This window comes from Aquisalimonas lutea (assembly GCF_030409225.1).
In the GTDB taxonomy this organism is placed as follows: Bacteria; Pseudomonadota; Gammaproteobacteria; order Nitrococcales; family Aquisalimonadaceae; genus Aquisalimonas; species Aquisalimonas lutea.
In genome coordinates this window covers 1,957,686-1,973,605 of record NZ_JAUFPK010000001.1, presented here as the reverse complement: position 1 = coordinate 1,973,605, position 15,920 = coordinate 1,957,686, and the positions used below count along the sequence as shown (strand labels likewise).

The window sequence follows — 15,920 nt, the reverse complement described above, 5'->3', positions numbered from 1 at the left end:
GACGATCCGTATGTCCGAGCAAGATTCCGCAACCGCCCCGGCTCCGGCCAGCGCCATCGCCCGCCGCTTCCGCAGCTTCCTGCCGGTGGTGGTGGACGTGGAGACGGGCGGACTGAATTCGCAGACCGATGCCCTGCTCCAGCTCGCCGCCGTGATCGTGCGCATGGACGAGCAGGGGCGGCTCTACCGCGCGGAGACCCATTCCCTGCACGTGCGCCCGTTCGAGGGTGCCAACATCGATCCCAAGTCCCTGGAGATCAACGGCATCGACCCGGATCACCCACTGCGCATCGCCTACGGCGAGCAGGACGCCCTCGGCCGCATCTTCAAGCCCATCCGCCAGGAAGTGCGGGACACCGGCTGCACCCGGGCGATCCTGGTGGGCCACAACGCCACGTTCGACCTGAACTTCCTCAACGCGGCGGTGGAGCGCTGCGGTATCCGCCGCAACCCGTTCCATCCCTTCGGCAGCTTCGACACGGCCACCCTGGCCGGCCTGGCCTTCGGCCAGACCGTGCTCGCCAAGGCCCTGCGCACCGCGGGGCTGGGCTGGGACGGCCAGGAGGCGCACTCAGCTGTCTACGACGCCGAGAAGACGGCGGACCTCTTCTGCGAGATCGTCAACCGGTGGGATGCCCACATCGGGATTCCGGGGCAGAACGGTGCCGAGCAAGGCACGTAACCGGGAACAGCCGCTTCGGGTAAGAGCGCGGACCCCGTAGGAGCGACGTCAGTCGCGACCGTTGCAGATGACCCCGGTTCTCTGGAAGGTCGGGGCTGAAGCCCCTCCCACAGAATCCTGCAACAAGCTTCACCGAGGCCGTGTAGGAGCGGCTTCAGCCGCGACGTTCCAGAGAACCTGATGCCCTGGAATGTCGCGGCTGAAGCCGCTCCTACAACGCCTGTCGGCAGGGTCTTCCCCGTCGCCATGTGGGAGGGGCTTCAGCCCCGATTCGCCGGGAAACAGGTTCTCTGGAACGTCGCGACTGACGTCGCTCCTACGGCACCTCCTGCACCACGGGCGACCCCGAACGAAAAAACCCCGCCGGAGCGGGGTTTTTGGGGTCACGCGGGCTCGGCGCTTACTTGGCCGAGGCGTAGCGCTTGGCCACGTCGTCCCAGTTGACCAGGTTCCAGAACGCCGCCACGTAGTCCGGACGCCGGTTCTGGTAGTTCAGGTAGTAGGCGTGCTCCCACACGTCCAGGCCCAGGATCGGCGTGCCCGGCACGTCTGCGATGTCCTCCATCAGCGGGCTGTCCTGGTTGGGCGTGGAGGTGATCTTCAGCTTGCCGCCGGCCACCACCAGCCACGCCCAGCCGGAGCCGAAGCGGCCCAGCGCGGCGTTGGTGAACTCCTCCTTGAAGGCATCGAAGCTGCCGAAGGTGCTCTTGACGGCCTCCGCCAGCTCGCCGGACGGCTCACCCCCGCCATTGGGGCTCATCATCTGCCAGAACATGCTGTGGTTGGCATGGCCGCCGCCGTTGTTGCGAACCGGCGTCTGGATGTCGGCCGGCAGATCCTTGATGCGGCGGATCAGCACTTCCACCGGCTTGGAGGCCAGGTCCGGGTGATTCTCGAGCGCGGCGTTGAGCTTGGTGACGTACGTGTTGTGATGCTTGCCGTGGTGGATCTCCATGGTCTTGGCATCGATGTGCGGTTCCAGCGCATCGTGCGCGTACGGAAGCTCGGGGAGTTCGTGAGCCATTATTCTGCCTCCTTCGGTTGCAAAACACGTTCAGGATCCGGCCCTCCGGCCAAACCCCGTCGAATCCGGCCTGGCGTTTGGTACCGAGGTTCCCGGCGCCGACGCGGGACGTGCGCGAGCTGCCGTCATCGTGCCCTGCACGCCCCGTATCGGGAACATGCGGACGGGGCCGCCGCTTTTCAACACCCTGTCCCGGACGCAATGCAAAAACGCCCCGGGGACCGGGGCGTTCGGCTCGGGAAACACTGAACCATTTGCGTGCGCGTCTGCGCACCGCAGCGGAGCTGCAGCCGTCAGGCGCCGCTTCCCTGGGCGGCTCCCGCGTTCCTGACGAGCTGCTCGAGATCCCCGCTTTCGTACATCTCCAGGATGATGTCGCAGCCGCCCACGAGCTCGCCGTTGACATACAGCTGCGGAATCGTCGGCCAGTTGCCGAAGTCCTTGATGCCCTGGCGAATGCGCTCGTCCTCCAGGACGTTCACGTAGGCGAAATCCGCCTCGCAGCCCGCCAGCGCCTGGGATGCCTTCATGGAGAAGCCGCACTGCGGGAACTGCGGCGTTCCCTTCATGAACAGAATGACCGGGTGGCTGTCCACCTGCTTCTTGATGGCTTCCTGAACCTCGTCCATTATCAAACCTCGTTATCGTCGAATGCGTGGCCCGACGAACCGCCGGCGCCCCGGCGTTCACCGCGCCGTTCCCTCGTGACCGCGTTGCTGCCGACCAACGCGCGCTGCCTGAATCATGTATTCAGTATACCCATTGACGTGGCGGGTGAAAACGGCCCGCCGGCCGGAGCACCCCACGGCGGTAACTTGCCCGCTGTGCGGAGGCTTTCTATAATCCAGGATTCCCGGCAGCTCCCGTCGGGAGTCGCGGCGCCGGCCACCGGCGCCAGCGGTTCCCCCGGCGCTGCCTTTTTGTTTTTGCGAGCAGGGACACCATGGCCCATCCACTGATGCATACCTACGGCCGCCTGCCGGTGGCATTCAGCCACGGGCGCGGCGCCTGGCTGTGGGACGGCGACGGCAACGCCTACCTGGACGCGCTGAGCGGCATCGCCGTGTGCGGGCTGGGCCACGCGCATCCCCGGGTCACCGAGGCGCTCCGGGAGCAGGCGGGGCAGCTGCTGCACACGTCCAATCTCTACCAGGTGCCGCTGCAGGAGGAGCTGGCTGCCGCGCTGTGCCGGCGCGCGGGCATGGACGGCGTGTTCTTCTGCAACTCCGGCGCCGAGGCCAACGAGGCAGCCATCAAGCTGGCCCGCCTGCACGGCAGCCGGCGCGGCATTGCCAGCCCGCGCATCCTGGTGATGGACGGCGCCTTCCACGGGCGCACTCTCGGCACCCTGGCGGCCACCGGCAACGACCGCGCCCGGGAGGGCTTCGGGCCGCTGCCCGAGGGCTTCGAGCGCATTCCCTACGACGACCTCGGGGCCGTGGACGAGGCCGCCGGCCGCGAGGACATCGTCGCCGTGCTGGTGGAGCCCATCCAGGGCGAAGGCGGCATCCGCGAGCCGCATCCCGGCTACCTGGAAGGCCTGCGGGCGCGCTGCGACGACAACGGCTGGCTGCTGATGCTGGACGAGATCCAGACCGGCAACGGCCGCACCGGCGCCTGGCTCGCCTGCCAGCACGAGCACGTCGTGCCGGATGTGGTCACCCTGGCCAAGGGCCTGGGCAACGGCGTGCCCATCGGCGCCTGCCTGGCGCGGGGCGAGGCGGCGGACACCCTGGGCCCCGGCAGCCACGGCTCCACCTTCGGCGGCAACCCCCTGGCGGCGAGCGCTGCCCTGGCGGTGATCCGGGCGCTGGACGAGGACGACCTCATCGCCCGGGCCGGCCGGCTGGGTACGCGCATGCGCGACGGGTTCCATCATGCCCTGGACGACGAGCCCGCCGTGAAGGCCATCCGTGGCCGCGGGCTGATGCTCGGCATCGAGCTCGACCGGCCGTGCACCGAGCTGGTCCAGCAGGCCCTGGACCAGGGCCTGCTCATCAACGTCACCGCGCAGTCGGTGGTCCGCCTGCTGCCGCCCCTGGTCCTCACCGACGAGGACGCCGACCGTATCGTCGAGCAGGTCTCCGGTCTCATCCAGGGCCTGGTCCACGACACGAGGTACTGACCATGGATTCACGTCATTTCCTGACCCTGTGCGACACCACGCCGGAGACCCTGCACCGGCTCCTGCGCCGCGCGCAGGACCTCAAGGCGCTGCGCCGCCAGGGCGTTCTCCACGAGCCGCTGCGCGGCAAGGTGCTGGGCATGCTGTTCGAGAAGTCGTCGACGCGGACCCGGGTCTCCTTCGAGGCCGGCATGCAGCAGCTCGGCGGCAACGCCATCTTTCTCAGCCCCGGGGACAGCCAGCTCGGCCGGGGCGAGCCGGTGGAGGACACCGCGCGCGTGCTCTCGCGCATGGTGGATGCGGTCATGATCCGGACATTCGCCCACGAGACACTGGAACGGTTCGCCGCGTATTCCGCGGTGCCGGTGATCAACGGGCTGTCGGACAGCTACCATCCCTGCCAGGTGCTCGCCGACATGCAGACGTACCTGGAGCACCGCGGCTCCATCCAGGGCCGCACCGTGGCCTGGATCGGCGACGGCAACAACATGTGCAACTCCTACATCAACGCGGCCCGTCAGTTCGACTTCCGGCTCCGCATCGGCTGCCCCGAGGGCTACGATCCGGATCCGGAGCTGGCGGCGCAGGCGGGCGAGCGCGTGAGCGTCCACCGCGACCCTGCCGAGGCCGCCGACGGCGCCCACCTGGTGGTCACCGACGTGTGGGCCAGCATGGGCCAGGAAGAGCAGCAGCGCCACCGGGAGCGGGCCTTCGCCCCCTACCGCGTCACCGAGGCCCTGATGGCCCGGGCGACGGAGGACGCCGTGTTCATGCACTGTCTGCCCGCCCACCGCGGCGAGGAGGTGGACGCCGAGGTCATCGACGGCCCCCGCTCGGTGGTCTGGGATGAGGCGGAGAACCGGCTGCACGCCCAAAAGGCGCTGCTGGAGGCGCTGATCCTGGGCGCCACGGCGACGGAGGACGACACCGGCCGGCAGCCCGCCTGACCATGGCGGGCCCGGGGATCCTGCGGCGTTTCCCGGCACTGGAGGTCTTCCTGGTCTTTCTCGGCCTGGGATGCTGCTCGTTCGGGGGCCCGGTGGCGCACCTGGGCTACTACCGCGATGCCCTGGTGACGCGCCGCAGCTGGCTCAACGACCAGCAGTACGGCCAGATCGTCGCCCTCTGCCAGTTCCTTCCGGGCCCCAGCAGCAGCCAGGTGGGCCAGGCCATCGGCCTGGTGCGCGCGGGCCTGCCCGGCATGGCCGCCGCGTGGCTGGGCTTCACCCTGCCCTCGGCGATCGTCATGATCGCCCTGGCCCTGGCGGTGGGTGCCCTGGGGGCCGATGCCATCCACGGCACCGGCTGGCTGCAGGGCCTCAAGCTCGCGGCCGTCGCCGTGGTGGCCCAGGCGGTGATCAGCATGGCCCGCACCCTGGCCCCGGACGCCCCGCGTATCGTCATCACCCTGGCGGCGCTGACCCTGGCCCTGCTGTGGCCGACCCCGGCGGGACAGCTGCTGGCGCTCCTGCTCGGCGGCGGCCTCGCGTTCCTGCTGCCGGTCACGGGCCGGCGGATGGACACGGAGACGGCGCTGCACGTCCCGCTGTCCCGCCGTACGGCGGCGGCCAGCCTGGTGCTGTTCGCCGCGGGGCTCGTCGGGCTGCCCCTGCTCGCCGGCGCGTTCCCCGGGGCGCTCACGGCCCTGGTGGACGGCGTCTACCGGGCCGGCTCCCTGGTGTTCGGCGGCGGCCACGTGGTGCTGCCGCTGCTCGAGCGCGAGGTCGCCGCACCCGCAGGCATGGATCACGGCACGTTCCTGGCGGGCTACGGGGCCGCCCAGGCGCTGCCCGGCCCGCTGTTCAGCTTCGCCGGCTACCTGGGCGCGGAGGTCTACGACCCGGCTCCCGTCCTCGGCGGTATCGCTGCCCTGGTGGCCATCTTCCTGCCCGGATCCCTGCTGCTGGTGGGCGTGCTGCCGTGGTGGAGCCGGCTCGGGCACGTTGCATGGATCCGCCGCGGCGTCGCCGGCATCAATGCCGGCGTCGTCGGCCTGCTGGGGGCCGTGCTCTGGGATCCGGTCATCCGCGTGGGGATCACCGGGGTGCCGGAACTGGCCATCGCCCTGGCCGCGTTCGCGGCGCTCATGACCACGCGCGTCCCGGTCTACCTGCTGGTCCCCGCGTGTGCTCTGGCCGGATTCGTCATCCTCTAGGGTCACTTCGCCCCCTCGGTCGCGGGAGCGGCGATTGCGCTGGAAGAGTCGGGGCTGAAGCCCCTCCCACAGAACACGCGGAGGGCAGACTTGAAGATCCGCCCCACGCTCCAGGGTCGCTCCGGATGCCTCGCCTGTGGGAGGGGCTTCAGCCCCGACCTTCCGGAACACCGGAGGGCGCCGCCGGAAACCCGTGGCGCGTGCGGTTGGCGATGCGCACCAGCGCCAGCATCAGCGGCACTTCCACCAGTACCCCCACGACGGTGGCCAGGGCGGCCCCGGATTGCAGGCCGAACAGGGCGATGGCGGCGGCCACGGCCAGCTCGAAGAAGTTGCTGGCGCCGATGAGCGCGCCCGGGGCGGCCACGTTGTGGGGCACACGCCAGGCCCGCGCCCAGCCGTAGGCCAGGAAGAAGATCAGGAACGTCTGCACGGTCAATGGAATGGCGATGAGCACGATGTGCAGCGGATTGTTGAGAATGACCTCGCCCTGGAAGGCGAACAGCAGCACCAGGGTGAGAATCAGGCCGACGGGGGTAACGGGCCCGATGCGCCTCATGAAGACGTTGTCGAACCAGTCTGCGCCCTTGCGCCGGATCAGCGCCACGCGCGTGGCATAGCCGGCGGCCAGGGGAATGACGATGTACAGCACCACCGACAGCGCGACGGTGTTCCAGGGCACGGCGATGTCGGAGATCCCCAGCAGGAACACCACGATGGGCGCGAAGGCGAACAGCATGATGAGGTCGTTCACCGACACCTGCACCAGGGTATAGGCGGCGTCCCCGCGGGTGAGAAAGCTCCAGACGAAGACCATGGCGGTGCACGGGGCCGCACCCAGCAGGATCGCCCCCGCCAGGTACTCCCGCGCCAGCGGGCCGGGGATCAGCGGCTCGAACAGCACCAGCAGGAAGAACCAGGCGATGGCGAACATGGTGAACGGCTTGACGAGCCAGTTCACCGCGGTGGTGATCACCAGCCCCCGGGGCTGGCGGCGTACGCCGAGGATGGACGTGAAGTCGATCTGCACCATCATGGGGAAGATCATGGCCCAGATCAGGACGGCCACCGGGATCGACACCCGGGCGTACTCGAAGCGCGACAGGGCGTCCGGGACGGCCGGAGCGAGCTGGCCGAGGGCGACACCGGCGACGATGGCCAGTGCCACCCAGACGGTGAGATAACGCTCGAACAGGCCCATACCCTCGACAATCTCGGGGGCGTCGCTGGTGGCGGATTCTTGCGTGGTATTCATCGTCCTCTCCTGCCGGAAGTTGATCGTTCGCGCTGCAGCAGGCCGTGTCATGTCGCGGCTGAAGCCGCTCCCACCAGGGGGACCACCGGCCCCCGAGGGCCAACGGCAGCGCCCCGGTTCGGCCGCGAACCACGCAACCGGCGCGGGAGGGGCTTCGGGTCGCGATGCTCCCGCCGAGGCCGGCACCCGCCGCCCCGGAGACGGGCGACGCCATCATTCGGCCACCGAACACACACCCCGGTGTGGGAGGGACTTCAGTCCCGACGCGTCCGGAGCATCCGGCGCCTATGCGTCGACCCCGGCCAGCAGCGCCTCCACCCGTTCCCGCAGCTCGTCCCGCACGCGCCGGAACGCGGCGCTGATCTCCTCGTCCGTGCCCGTGACCCGGGTGGGGTCCGGCAGCGGCCAGTGCACCCTGCTGGTATCGGGCGGCAGGATCGGGCACTGCTCGTCGGCATCGCCGCAGACCGTCACCACCCGGTCGACGCCCGCCAGCATGGCGTCGGTGACCCGGGTAGAGACCTGGCCGGAGATATCGATGCCGTCCTCGGCCATGGCGGCGACGGCCCGCGGGTTCAGCCCGTGGGCCTCGATGCCGGCCGAGGCCACGGTGAGCCCGTCGGCGCCCAGTGCCCGCGCGAAGCCCTCGGCCATCTGCGACCGGCAGGAGTTGCCCGTGCAAAGGAAAAGGATGTTCACCACATTCCCCCGCTCGTTCGTTGTTCCGCTAGTCACAGGCCGCCGACGGGCGGTCGGGCATGCTTGCCAGCCGCTGCCGGATGTCACGCAGGCCCTCCGCCTGGAAGGCGGCCTCCAGGACGTCGTGCGCCCATTGCGGCAGCGCCGGGTGCAGCCGGTAGTGCACCCACTGGCCGCGGCGCTCGTCGAGGACGATGCCCAGGTCCCGGAGATGCCCGAGATGCCGGGACACCCGCGGCTGGGAGAGGTCCAGGGCATGGACGAACTCGCACACGCACAGCCGCCCCTCGGCCATCAGGAGCAGCAGGCAGCGCAGCCGCGTCGGGTCGGACAGGGCGCGAAAGAATGTCTCCGGGTCACGCATATATGGATATCCGTATATAAGGAATTAAAAGAATACGACGTCCCACAGCCCGGCGCAAGCCGTATCGGGCGCGGTCACGAAACGGTCACGGGAGCACGTCAGGCGCGCAGGCGCTCGCCCTCGCCGGCGCCCTGGCTCGTACCTGCCTCGGCGCCACCAGCCTCGGGCAGCTCCAGGGCGCGCGCCATCTCCGCGCGGCTGGCCGCCGCCAGGTCCCGGCGCCGCTGGCCCTCCACCGGGATCATCGGGCACACGCGCACGTGGCAGTCCGTGCGGGGCTCGCCGGCGAGCCGCATCACGTGGCGCACGAGCTTTTCCTCGTTGATGAACGGCGCGTGCACGCTGGGCTCGCCCGCTGTGTCCAGATACAGCAGGGTCACGGGCTGGATGGGCACCCCCGCATCCAGGGCGGCCTGGAACAGCCGCGGCCGGAACGGCAGCAGCTCCCGCCCGTAGCTGGTGGTGCCCTCTGGGAACAGCACTACGTTGTGCCCCTCGCGCAGGCGCTGCGCCATGACCTCGTTGGCCTGGGCCGAGGCGTTGCGGGCGCCGCGGTCGATGTACAGCGTCCCCAGGGCCGTGGCCGCCGGACCGATGCCGGGCCAGGAGCGCACCTCCGACTTGCTGAGGAACGACACCGGCCAGTACGCCGTGATCACCAGGATATCCAGCCAGGAAAGGTGATTGCTGACCACCAGGGCCGGGGGTTGCGCCATGGCCTCCCCGTGGACGTGCAGGCGCACCCCCAGGATCCGGCAGATGCTGCGCGACCAGAAGATCTGCATGCGCCGGGCGAGCCCCTGATGCAGCCGGTTCCCGCGGAGCCGGTCCCAGCCGGTGGCCGACACGATGGCGATCACGCCGATGACCACGTGGACGGACAGCACCGGAATGCGAATGAGGCGGCGAATAGTACGCATGGCCCTTCCCTGACGAAAACAGGGGCCCATTCTACGGCAACGACCGGCTTCGGGTAATACCGCGCGCGCTGCCGGTGGCCGCCTTCATCCCAGGGCCGATCTGGCGAAATTCCGCTAAACGGAATAGCCTTTCAGAAACGACAACAACAACCACCACGAAGGAGGAGAGACCATGCCCACCAGACGAACGATTGCCGCCGGCGCCCTGTCCGCCGTTGTCGCCCTGGGATCCCAGGCCGGGGCCGAGGTCGATTTCCCGGACAGCGCCATCGACCTACCCGATACGCTGGCCATGACGGCCTACGGCACCGGCTCCGCCGGCTACACCCAGATGGCCTCCATCGGCAACATGCTGCAGCAGGAATACGACACGGCCGTGCGCATCCTGCCCGGCGAGAACGACGTGGCGCGCATGACCCCGCTCAAGACCGGCCGCGTGAACCTGTGCGCCTGCGGCATTGCCGCCTACTTCGGCGCGGAGGGCGTGCTCATGTTCTCCGGCCCGGACTGGGGCCCGCAGGACATCCGCGTCATCGCCACCTCCACGGCCAGCTTCGGCCTGGGCGTCGCCGTGGCCGGGGACATCGGCGTGGAAACCCCGGCGGACCTGGAGGGCAAGCGGGTGTCCTACATCCGCGGCGACGACGCCCTGAACGTGGGCACGGAGGCCTTTCTCGCCTTCGGCGGCCTGACCTGGGACGATGTCGAGCGGGTGGAGTTCCCGGGCTACGGGCGCGCCTTCGAGGGCATCGTCGGCAACCAGACGGACACCGGCTTCACCATGACCGTCGCGCCCCCGGCGCAGCAGCTCGCCGCCAGCCCGCGGGGCATTACCTGGCCGCGCCTGGACCCCGACAACGAGGCCGGCTGGCAGCGCCTGCGGGAGGTGGCGCCGTACTTCCAGCCCCAGGAGGTGACCACGGTGGCCGGCGAGGACTACGGCGAGGACAGCCCCTGGATCGGGGCCGGCTACCCCTACCCCATCCTGGTGGCCAACAGCGACACCGACGACGAGCTGGTGCGCAACCTGGTCCGGGTGCTCATCGAGGAGCACGACAAGTACAGGGATGCCGCCCCCGGCAACGAGGGCTACGCGCTGGAGAACCAGAACATGGAGTGGGTCATCCCGTTCCACGAGGCGGTGGTGGAGTACTACAAGGAGATCGGTCACTGGACCGACGAGATGCAGGCGCATCAGGACCACCTGGTGGAGCGCCAGCGCACCATCCGCCAGGCCTGGGGCGACTACGTGGCGAACAACCCGCCGCAGGACGAAGAGGCCTTCAAGGACGGCTGGCTGGAGGCACGCGCCGAGGCCCTGGAAGCCAAGGACATGGCTCCCGTGTTTCGTTGATATCCCAGTGACCGACCACCCCGGCGCGGGCGCGCACCACCGTATGCACGCCCGGGCCGGGGCGGTTTTATTCTGACCCAGCCAGCCGACGCAGGTGACCGCATGAGCCAGCCCGACGCGCACGCAACGGCGCCGGATCCGGAGGCCATCTCGGGGGTACGCACGCTCAACGGCTACTGGCCCTGGGTGCCGCGGCTCGCCACCCTGGTCCTGACGCTGATCACGCTGGACTACCTGCTCAACCTGGGGCTGCTCACCGTGTTCACGCGGCGGGAGAGCCAGTTCTTCTACACCGTCGTGACGCTGATGCTGCCGCTGGTCTACCTCCTCTGGCCGGCCAGCGGCCGGGCCCGGCGGGACGGTGTGCCGCTGTACGACGCCGCGCTGTTCCTGTTCGCCGCGGGGGTGTGCGGCTTTTTCGCCTACAACGCCGCACCCATCGTGGACCGCGGCTGGGAGTACGGCGCACCCGACTACGCGGTGTACGTGAGCTTCCTGTTCTGGGTGGTGGTCCTGGAGGCCGCCCGGCGGGCCGGCGGCTGGACCATCGGCGTCATCGTCGCCCTGGCGAGCATCTTCCCCATTGTCACGGCGGACCTGCCCGGCCCGATCCAGGGCTTCCCGGCCACCCCCTCCCAGACGGCCATGTATCACGCCATGAGCCGCGAGAGCATCATGGGCATCCCGCTGCAGGCGTTCGCCAACCTGGTGATCGGCTTCCTGCTGTTCGGCGTGGCGCTGCAGCACACCGGCGGCGGGCGGTTCTTCATCAACCTGGCCTTCGGGCTCCTCGGCCACGTCCGCGGCGGCCCGGCCAAGGTGGCCATCTTCTCCAGCGGCCTCATGGGCTCGATGAGCGGCAGCGTCATCACCAACGTGCTCACCACCGGGGTGCTGTCCATCCCGGCCATGCGGCGCGTGGGCTTCAGCCGCTCGTATGCCGGCGGGGTCGAAGCCTGCGCGTCCACCGGCGGCGTGCTCATGCCGCCGGTCATGGGCGCGACGGCGTTCGTCATGGCCACGTTCCTGAACGTCCCCTACGGACACATCGCCCTGGCGGCGGCAGTGCCGTCGATCCTCTACTTCCTGGGACTGTTCATCCAGATCGACGCCTATGCCGCCCGCCACGACCTCAAGGGCCTGCCCGCGGCGGAGCTGCCCCCGCTCAAGCGCACGCTGAAGGAAGGCTGGTATTTCATCTTCGTGTTCATCCTGCTCATCTGGATGCTGTTCTTCCTCCGGCGCGAGGCCATCGCGCCGTTCTACGCCACGGCGCTGCTGCTGGTGATCAACCAGATCCTGCCCTACCAGCGCTGGGGCTGGCAGGAGGTGCTGGATTTCTTCTCCGCGGCGGGCAAGCTGTTCGCCGAGCTCATCGCCATTCTCGCCGGCGTCGGCCTGCTGGTCGGGGCCCTGTCCATGACCGGCCTGTCCGGCACCATCGCCAACGACCTCATCTTCCTGGCCGGCGGCAGCACCCTGGTGCTGCTGCTCATGGGGGCCCTGACCAGCTTCATCATGGGCATCGGCATGACCGTCACCGCGGCCTACATCTTCCTGGCCGTGGCGCTGGCCCCGGCGCTGATCCAGGGCGCCGGCATGAACCCCATGGCGGTGCACCTGTTCATCCTCTACTGGGGGATGCTCAGCTTCATCACGCCGCCGGTGGCGCTGGGCGCCTTCGCGGCGGCCACGATCGCCGGATCGCGGCCCATGGAGACCGGCCTCCAGGCCATGCGGCTGGGCAGCGTAATCTACTTCATCCCGTTCCTGTTCGTGCTCAACCCGGCGCTGATCCTGCAGGGATCGGCCGCGGAGATCGTGGTGGTGATGGCGCAGGCGCTGGTCGGGGTCCTGCTCATCGCCAGCGCCCTGCAGGGCTATCTGATCTTCGTGGGAAGCCTCTGCGCCAGCGCCGTACTGCAGTGGCCGATCCGGATCATGCTGGTCATCGCCGGGGTGGCCATCGCCGTGCCCGGGGGCGGCCCCGTGGCCCTGAGCAACGGCCAGATGCTCGCCATCAGCGCGGTGATGCTGGTCCCCGGCATTGCGCTGGCGCTGTGGACGGGCCGGCGTGCGCAGGGCATTCAGGCGGGCTGATGGCGGGCCACGGGGGCGCAGCCTTCGCGGGCGGCGCCGCAATGTACTACGATGCTCGGATCGTGCCGAGCCGAAATCATCCGCAGCGGAGCCATGTCCGAGCTCGCCCTGATCCTGGTGGCCACCGTGCTGGTCAACAATTTCGTGCTGACCCAGTTCCTCGGGCTGTGCCCGTTCATGGGCGTCTCGCGCAAGGTGGAAACGTCGCTGGGCATGGCGCTGGCCACCGCCTTCGTGCTGACGCTGTCATCGGTGGTGAGCTACCTGGTGAGCACCTGGGTCCTGGCGCCCCTGGGGCTGGAGTACCTGCGGACCATCGCGTTCATCCTGGTGATCGCGGCCGTGGTGCAGTTCACGGAGATGGTGGTGCGCTATACCAGCCCGCTGCTGCACCGGGTGCTGGGCATCTTCCTGCCGCTGATCACGACCAACTGCGCGGTGCTGGGCGTGGCCCTGCTCAACGTCCAGGAGCAGCACAGCTTCGCGGCCTCGGCGCTGTACGGCTTCGGCGCGTCCATGGGCTTCGCCCTGGTGCTGGTGCTGTTCGCCGGCCTGCGCGAGCGCCTGGCCGTGGCCGATGTCCCGGTGCCGTTCCAGGGCGCGGCCATCGCACTGGTCACCGCGGGCATCATGTCCCTGGCCTTCATGGGCTTCTCGGGGCTGGTAAAGATGTAATGGCAGGAGCGTCGTAGGAGCGACGTCAGTCGCGACGTTCCAGAGAGCCGATGCACTGCAAGGTCGCGGCTGACGCCGCTCCTACACGGCTCCGGCCTGGCATGCCGCAGGCCGTTGTGGGAGCGGCTTCAGCCGCGACCGGTCACCGCGGGCATCCTGTCCCTGGCCTTCACGGGTTCTCGGGCTGGTCAGGATGTCGTGGTAGGAGCGACGTGAGTCGCGACCGTTGCAGAGAAATCCGGTACAGCGGGCAGTCGCGGCTGAAGCCGCTCCCACATCAGTTGCCCGGGTTCCGGGCCGGAGCATTGTGGGAGAGGCTTCAGCCCCGACTTTCCAGGGAAGAGGATGCTCAGCAACGGTCGCGACTGACGTCGCTCCTACGGTCCTGGTCGGCAACAGCGCGTCCGGCGCGCTCGCACTGAAAACTGAAAACTGCCAACTGAACACTACGCCTGGGGCGCTATGCTCACCGCAATCATGGCAATCGGAACCATCGCCGCCGGCTTCGGGCTCCTGCTCGGATACGCCAGCGTGCGCCTGCAGCCGGGGTCGGATCCGGCGGTGGAGCGCATCGACGCGCTGCTGCCCCAGACCCAGTGCGCCCAATGCGGCTACCCCGGCTGCCGTCCGTACGCCGAGGCCATCGCCCGGGGTGAGGCGGACATCAACCAGTGTCCGCCGGGGGGCGAGGCCACCGTCCGCGCCCTGGCCGATCTCCTGGACCGGGAGCCGAAACCGCTGAACGCGGACTACGGCGAGGCCAAGGAGCAGGCCACGGTGGCCTGGATCGACGAGGACCGCTGCATCGGCTGCACGCTGTGCATCCAGGCCTGCCCGGTGGACGCGATCATCGGCGCGCCGCGGCAGATGCACACGGTGGTGGAAGACCTCTGCACCGGCTGCGACCTGTGCGTCGAGCCCTGCCCGGTGGACTGCATCCACATGCGCCCCGTTGCCACCACCACCCGCAACTGGCAGTGGCCGCGCCCCAGCAATACGCCCGACCACGCGGCATGAGCGGCTCCGCGTCCCTGTTCGGCTTCCCCGGCGGCGTGCGCCTGCCCACGCACAAGGCCGCAAGCACCGGGGACCCGATCGGCGCGCTGCCCCTGCCGCCGGAGCTGGTGGTTCCGCTGACCCAGCACGGCGGCGACCCGGCCAGGGCCGTCGTCTCCGCCGGGGACACGGTCGGCCGGGGGGAGTGCATCGGACGCGCGCCCGGCGAGTTCAGCGCCGCGGTACACGCGCCGACCTCCGGCACCGTGGTCGCCGTGGAGGACCGCCCGGTCGCCCACCCCTCCGGGCTGACAGAGCCGTGCGTGGTCATCGCCACCGACGGCCTGGACCGCCGCAGCCCGGAAGCGCCCGAGCCGCTGCACGACTGGGCGCAGCGCGCGCCCGCCGAGCTGCGGCGACGCATCGAGGCCGCCGGCGTGGTCGGCCTGGGCGGGGCGGCCTTCCCCACCGCGGTGAAGCTCACCCCGCGTCCCGGCGCCGACGTGGAGCTGCTGATCATCAACGCCATCGAGTGCGAGCCGTGGATCACCTGCGACGACGTGCTCCTGCGCGAGCACGCCGGGGCCGTGCTCACCGGTATCCGCATCATGCGCCATATCCTGGGGGCGCAGGAGGTCGTCATCGCCCTGGAGGAGACCAAGCGCGAGGCGGCGGACGCGCTGCACGAGGCGCTCGCCGGGGCGGAGGACGAAGGCATCCGCGTGGTGCCCGTCCCCGTCCGCTACCCGGCCGGCGGCGAGAAGCAGCTCGTCCAGTCGCTCACCGGCCGCGAGGTGCCCACCGACGGCCTCCCCCTGGATATCGGCGTTCTGTGCCACAACGCCGGCACGGCGGCCGCCGTCCACGACGCGGTCTGCCTCGGCGAGCCGCTCACCGAGCGCATCGTCACCGTGGCCGGCACCGGTGTCGGCGCCCCGCGCAACCTGCGGGTGCGCCTGGGCACGCCCGTCAGCGCCCTGGTGGAGGCGGCCGGCGGCTACCGCGGCCGCACCAGCCGGCTCATCGTCGGCGGGCCGATGATGGGCCATGCCCTGGAGCACGACCGGGTACCGGTCACCAAGGGCTGCAACTGCTTCCTGGTGGGCGAGGAGTACAGCTTCCCGGCGCCGGAACCCGCCCTGCCCTGCATCCGCTGCGGCGATTGCGCCGATGCCTGTCCCGTGAGCCTGCAGCCCCAGCAGCTCTACTGGCACGCGCGGGCCCGGGATACCGAGGCCCTGGCCGAAACGGGGCTGTTCGACTGCATCGAGTGCGGCGCCTGCGCCTACGTCTGCCCCAGCCACCTGCCGCTGGTGGGCTACTACCGCAGTGCCAAGGCAGAGATCCGCGCCGCCGAGCAGCAGCAGCGCTTCGCCGAGCAGGCGCGGCAACGCTACGAGTTCCGGCAGGCGCGGCTGGAGCGCGAACGCCGGGAGCAGGCCGAGCGCCGCCGGCGCAAGAAGGAAGCCCTGCAGACGGATGCCGGGGCGGACGAGCGCGGCGACCGCAAGGCGGAGATCCAGGCCGCCATCGCCCGGGCCCGCAAGCGCAAGCGCGGGGGCGACGACTGA

15 protein-coding genes are annotated in these 15,920 nt (G+C 69.9%); 9 read left to right on the top strand and 6 right to left on the bottom strand.

Features of this window, described 5'->3' with window-relative positions:
• Positions 1 to 10 precede the first annotated feature (10 nt).
• A complete protein-coding gene (rnt, locus tag QWY84_RS09230; RefSeq protein WP_290202293.1) occupies positions 11 to 682 on the top strand; it encodes a ribonuclease T in 672 nt (223 codons plus the stop codon).
• Positions 683 to 1,082: 400 nt separating this feature from the next.
• Here rnt and QWY84_RS09225 read toward each other — a convergent pair whose 3' ends face one another.
• On the bottom strand, positions 1,083 to 1,706 hold the full coding sequence (locus QWY84_RS09225) for a superoxide dismutase (RefSeq protein ID WP_290202292.1): 624 nt from the start codon (positions 1,704 to 1,706) through the stop codon (positions 1,083 to 1,085).
• Positions 1,707 to 1,999: 293 nt separating this feature from the next.
• On the bottom strand, positions 2,000 to 2,335 hold the full coding sequence (gene grxD, locus QWY84_RS09220) for a Grx4 family monothiol glutaredoxin (protein ID WP_290202291.1): 336 nt from the start codon (positions 2,333 to 2,335) through the stop codon (positions 2,000 to 2,002).
• Between the two features lie 314 nt (positions 2,336 to 2,649).
• Here grxD and QWY84_RS09215 point away from each other — a divergent pair, with 314 nt between their 5' ends.
• The 3 genes from QWY84_RS09215 to chrA are packed head-to-tail and all read left to right on the top strand — an operon-like array spanning position 2,650 to position 5,986.
• On the top strand, positions 2,650 to 3,831 hold the full coding sequence (locus QWY84_RS09215; RefSeq protein ID WP_290202290.1) for an acetylornithine transaminase: 1,182 nt from the start codon (positions 2,650 to 2,652) through the stop codon (positions 3,829 to 3,831).
• A gap of 2 nt (positions 3,832 to 3,833) precedes the next feature.
• Positions 3,834 to 4,778, top strand: coding sequence for an ornithine carbamoyltransferase (gene argF / locus QWY84_RS09210; RefSeq protein ID WP_290202289.1), 945 nt, complete (start codon positions 3,834 to 3,836; stop codon positions 4,776 to 4,778).
• 2 nt (positions 4,779 to 4,780) lie between these two features.
• Positions 4,781 to 5,986, top strand: a complete 1,206-nt coding sequence (gene chrA, locus QWY84_RS09205) for a chromate efflux transporter (protein WP_290202288.1) — start codon at positions 4,781 to 4,783, stop codon at positions 5,984 to 5,986.
• 148 nt (positions 5,987 to 6,134) lie between these two features.
• Here chrA and arsB read toward each other — a convergent pair whose 3' ends face one another.
• From arsB to QWY84_RS09185, 4 genes are all read right to left on the bottom strand, one after another.
• Positions 6,135 to 7,241 carry an ACR3 family arsenite efflux transporter gene (gene arsB / locus QWY84_RS09200; RefSeq protein WP_290202287.1) on the bottom strand — a complete coding sequence of 369 codons (1,107 nt, stop codon included), beginning with the start codon at positions 7,239 to 7,241 and terminating at the stop codon, positions 6,135 to 6,137.
• 285 nt (positions 7,242 to 7,526) lie between these two features.
• Positions 7,527 to 7,940 (bottom strand): arsenate reductase (thioredoxin), encoded by a 414-nt coding sequence (gene arsC / locus QWY84_RS09195; protein ID WP_290202286.1) that lies wholly within the window; start codon positions 7,938 to 7,940, stop codon positions 7,527 to 7,529.
• A gap of 28 nt (positions 7,941 to 7,968) precedes the next feature.
• Complete coding sequence (locus tag QWY84_RS09190; RefSeq protein ID WP_290202285.1) at positions 7,969 to 8,304, bottom strand: metalloregulator ArsR/SmtB family transcription factor; 336 nt, start codon at positions 8,302 to 8,304, stop codon at positions 7,969 to 7,971.
• A gap of 98 nt (positions 8,305 to 8,402) precedes the next feature.
• Entirely contained in the window at positions 8,403 to 9,224 is an 822-nt protein-coding gene (locus QWY84_RS09185; protein ID WP_290202284.1) for a lysophospholipid acyltransferase family protein, read from the bottom strand.
• A 172-nt stretch (positions 9,225 to 9,396) separates the two neighbouring features.
• Between QWY84_RS09185 and QWY84_RS09180 the strand changes: the two genes are divergently transcribed.
• The 5 genes from QWY84_RS09180 (at position 9,397) to rsxC (ending at position 15,920) form a co-directional block, all read left to right on the top strand.
• Positions 9,397 to 10,578 carry a TAXI family TRAP transporter solute-binding subunit gene (locus QWY84_RS09180; RefSeq protein WP_290202283.1) on the top strand — a complete coding sequence of 394 codons (1,182 nt, stop codon included), beginning with the start codon at positions 9,397 to 9,399 and terminating at the stop codon, positions 10,576 to 10,578.
• A 102-nt stretch (positions 10,579 to 10,680) separates the two neighbouring features.
• Positions 10,681 to 12,678: a TRAP transporter permease gene (locus QWY84_RS09175; protein WP_290202282.1), complete on the top strand. Its 1,998-nt coding sequence runs from the start codon at positions 10,681 to 10,683 to the stop codon at positions 12,676 to 12,678.
• 93 nt (positions 12,679 to 12,771) lie between these two features.
• Entirely contained in the window at positions 12,772 to 13,353 is a 582-nt protein-coding gene (gene rsxA / locus QWY84_RS09170; protein ID WP_290202281.1) for an electron transport complex subunit RsxA, read from the top strand.
• A gap of 462 nt (positions 13,354 to 13,815) precedes the next feature.
• Positions 13,816 to 14,370, top strand: coding sequence for an electron transport complex subunit RsxB (gene rsxB, locus QWY84_RS09165; RefSeq protein WP_290202280.1), 555 nt, complete (start codon positions 13,816 to 13,818; stop codon positions 14,368 to 14,370).
• Positions 14,367 to 15,920, top strand: a complete 1,554-nt coding sequence (rsxC, locus tag QWY84_RS09160; RefSeq protein ID WP_290202279.1) for an electron transport complex subunit RsxC — start codon at positions 14,367 to 14,369, stop codon at positions 15,918 to 15,920. Before rsxB ends, rsxC begins: the two co-directional genes overlap by 4 nt.

Bases quoted from the DNA above. Each gene is read 5' to 3' on its own strand.
- rsxA (WP_290202281.1), top strand. From the start codon at position 12,772: ATGTCCGAGCTCGCCCTGATCCTGGTGGCCACCGTGCTGGTCAACAAT.
- chrA (WP_290202288.1), top strand. From the start codon at position 4,781: ATGGCGGGCCCGGGGATCCTGCGGCGTTTCCCGGCACTGGAGGTCTTC.
- rnt (WP_290202293.1), top strand. From the start codon at position 11: ATGTCCGAGCAAGATTCCGCAACCGCCCCGGCTCCGGCCAGCGCCATC.
- arsB (WP_290202287.1), bottom strand. From the start codon at position 7,241: ATGAATACCACGCAAGAATCCGCCACCAGCGACGCCCCCGAGATTGTC.
- QWY84_RS09190 (WP_290202285.1), bottom strand. From the start codon at position 8,304: ATGCGTGACCCGGAGACATTCTTTCGCGCCCTGTCCGACCCGACGCGG.
- QWY84_RS09225 (WP_290202292.1), bottom strand. From the start codon at position 1,706: ATGGCTCACGAACTCCCCGAGCTTCCGTACGCGCACGATGCGCTGGAA.
- rsxC (WP_290202279.1), top strand. From the start codon at position 14,367: ATGAGCGGCTCCGCGTCCCTGTTCGGCTTCCCCGGCGGCGTGCGCCTG.
- QWY84_RS09215 (WP_290202290.1), top strand. From the start codon at position 2,650: ATGGCCCATCCACTGATGCATACCTACGGCCGCCTGCCGGTGGCATTC.
- argF (WP_290202289.1), top strand. From the start codon at position 3,834: ATGGATTCACGTCATTTCCTGACCCTGTGCGACACCACGCCGGAGACC.
- grxD (WP_290202291.1), bottom strand. From the start codon at position 2,335: ATGGACGAGGTTCAGGAAGCCATCAAGAAGCAGGTGGACAGCCACCCG.
- rsxB (WP_290202280.1), top strand. From the start codon at position 13,816: ATGCTCACCGCAATCATGGCAATCGGAACCATCGCCGCCGGCTTCGGG.
- QWY84_RS09180 (WP_290202283.1), top strand. From the start codon at position 9,397: ATGCCCACCAGACGAACGATTGCCGCCGGCGCCCTGTCCGCCGTTGTC.
- QWY84_RS09185 (WP_290202284.1), bottom strand. From the start codon at position 9,224: ATGCGTACTATTCGCCGCCTCATTCGCATTCCGGTGCTGTCCGTCCAC.
- QWY84_RS09175 (WP_290202282.1), top strand. From the start codon at position 10,681: ATGAGCCAGCCCGACGCGCACGCAACGGCGCCGGATCCGGAGGCCATC.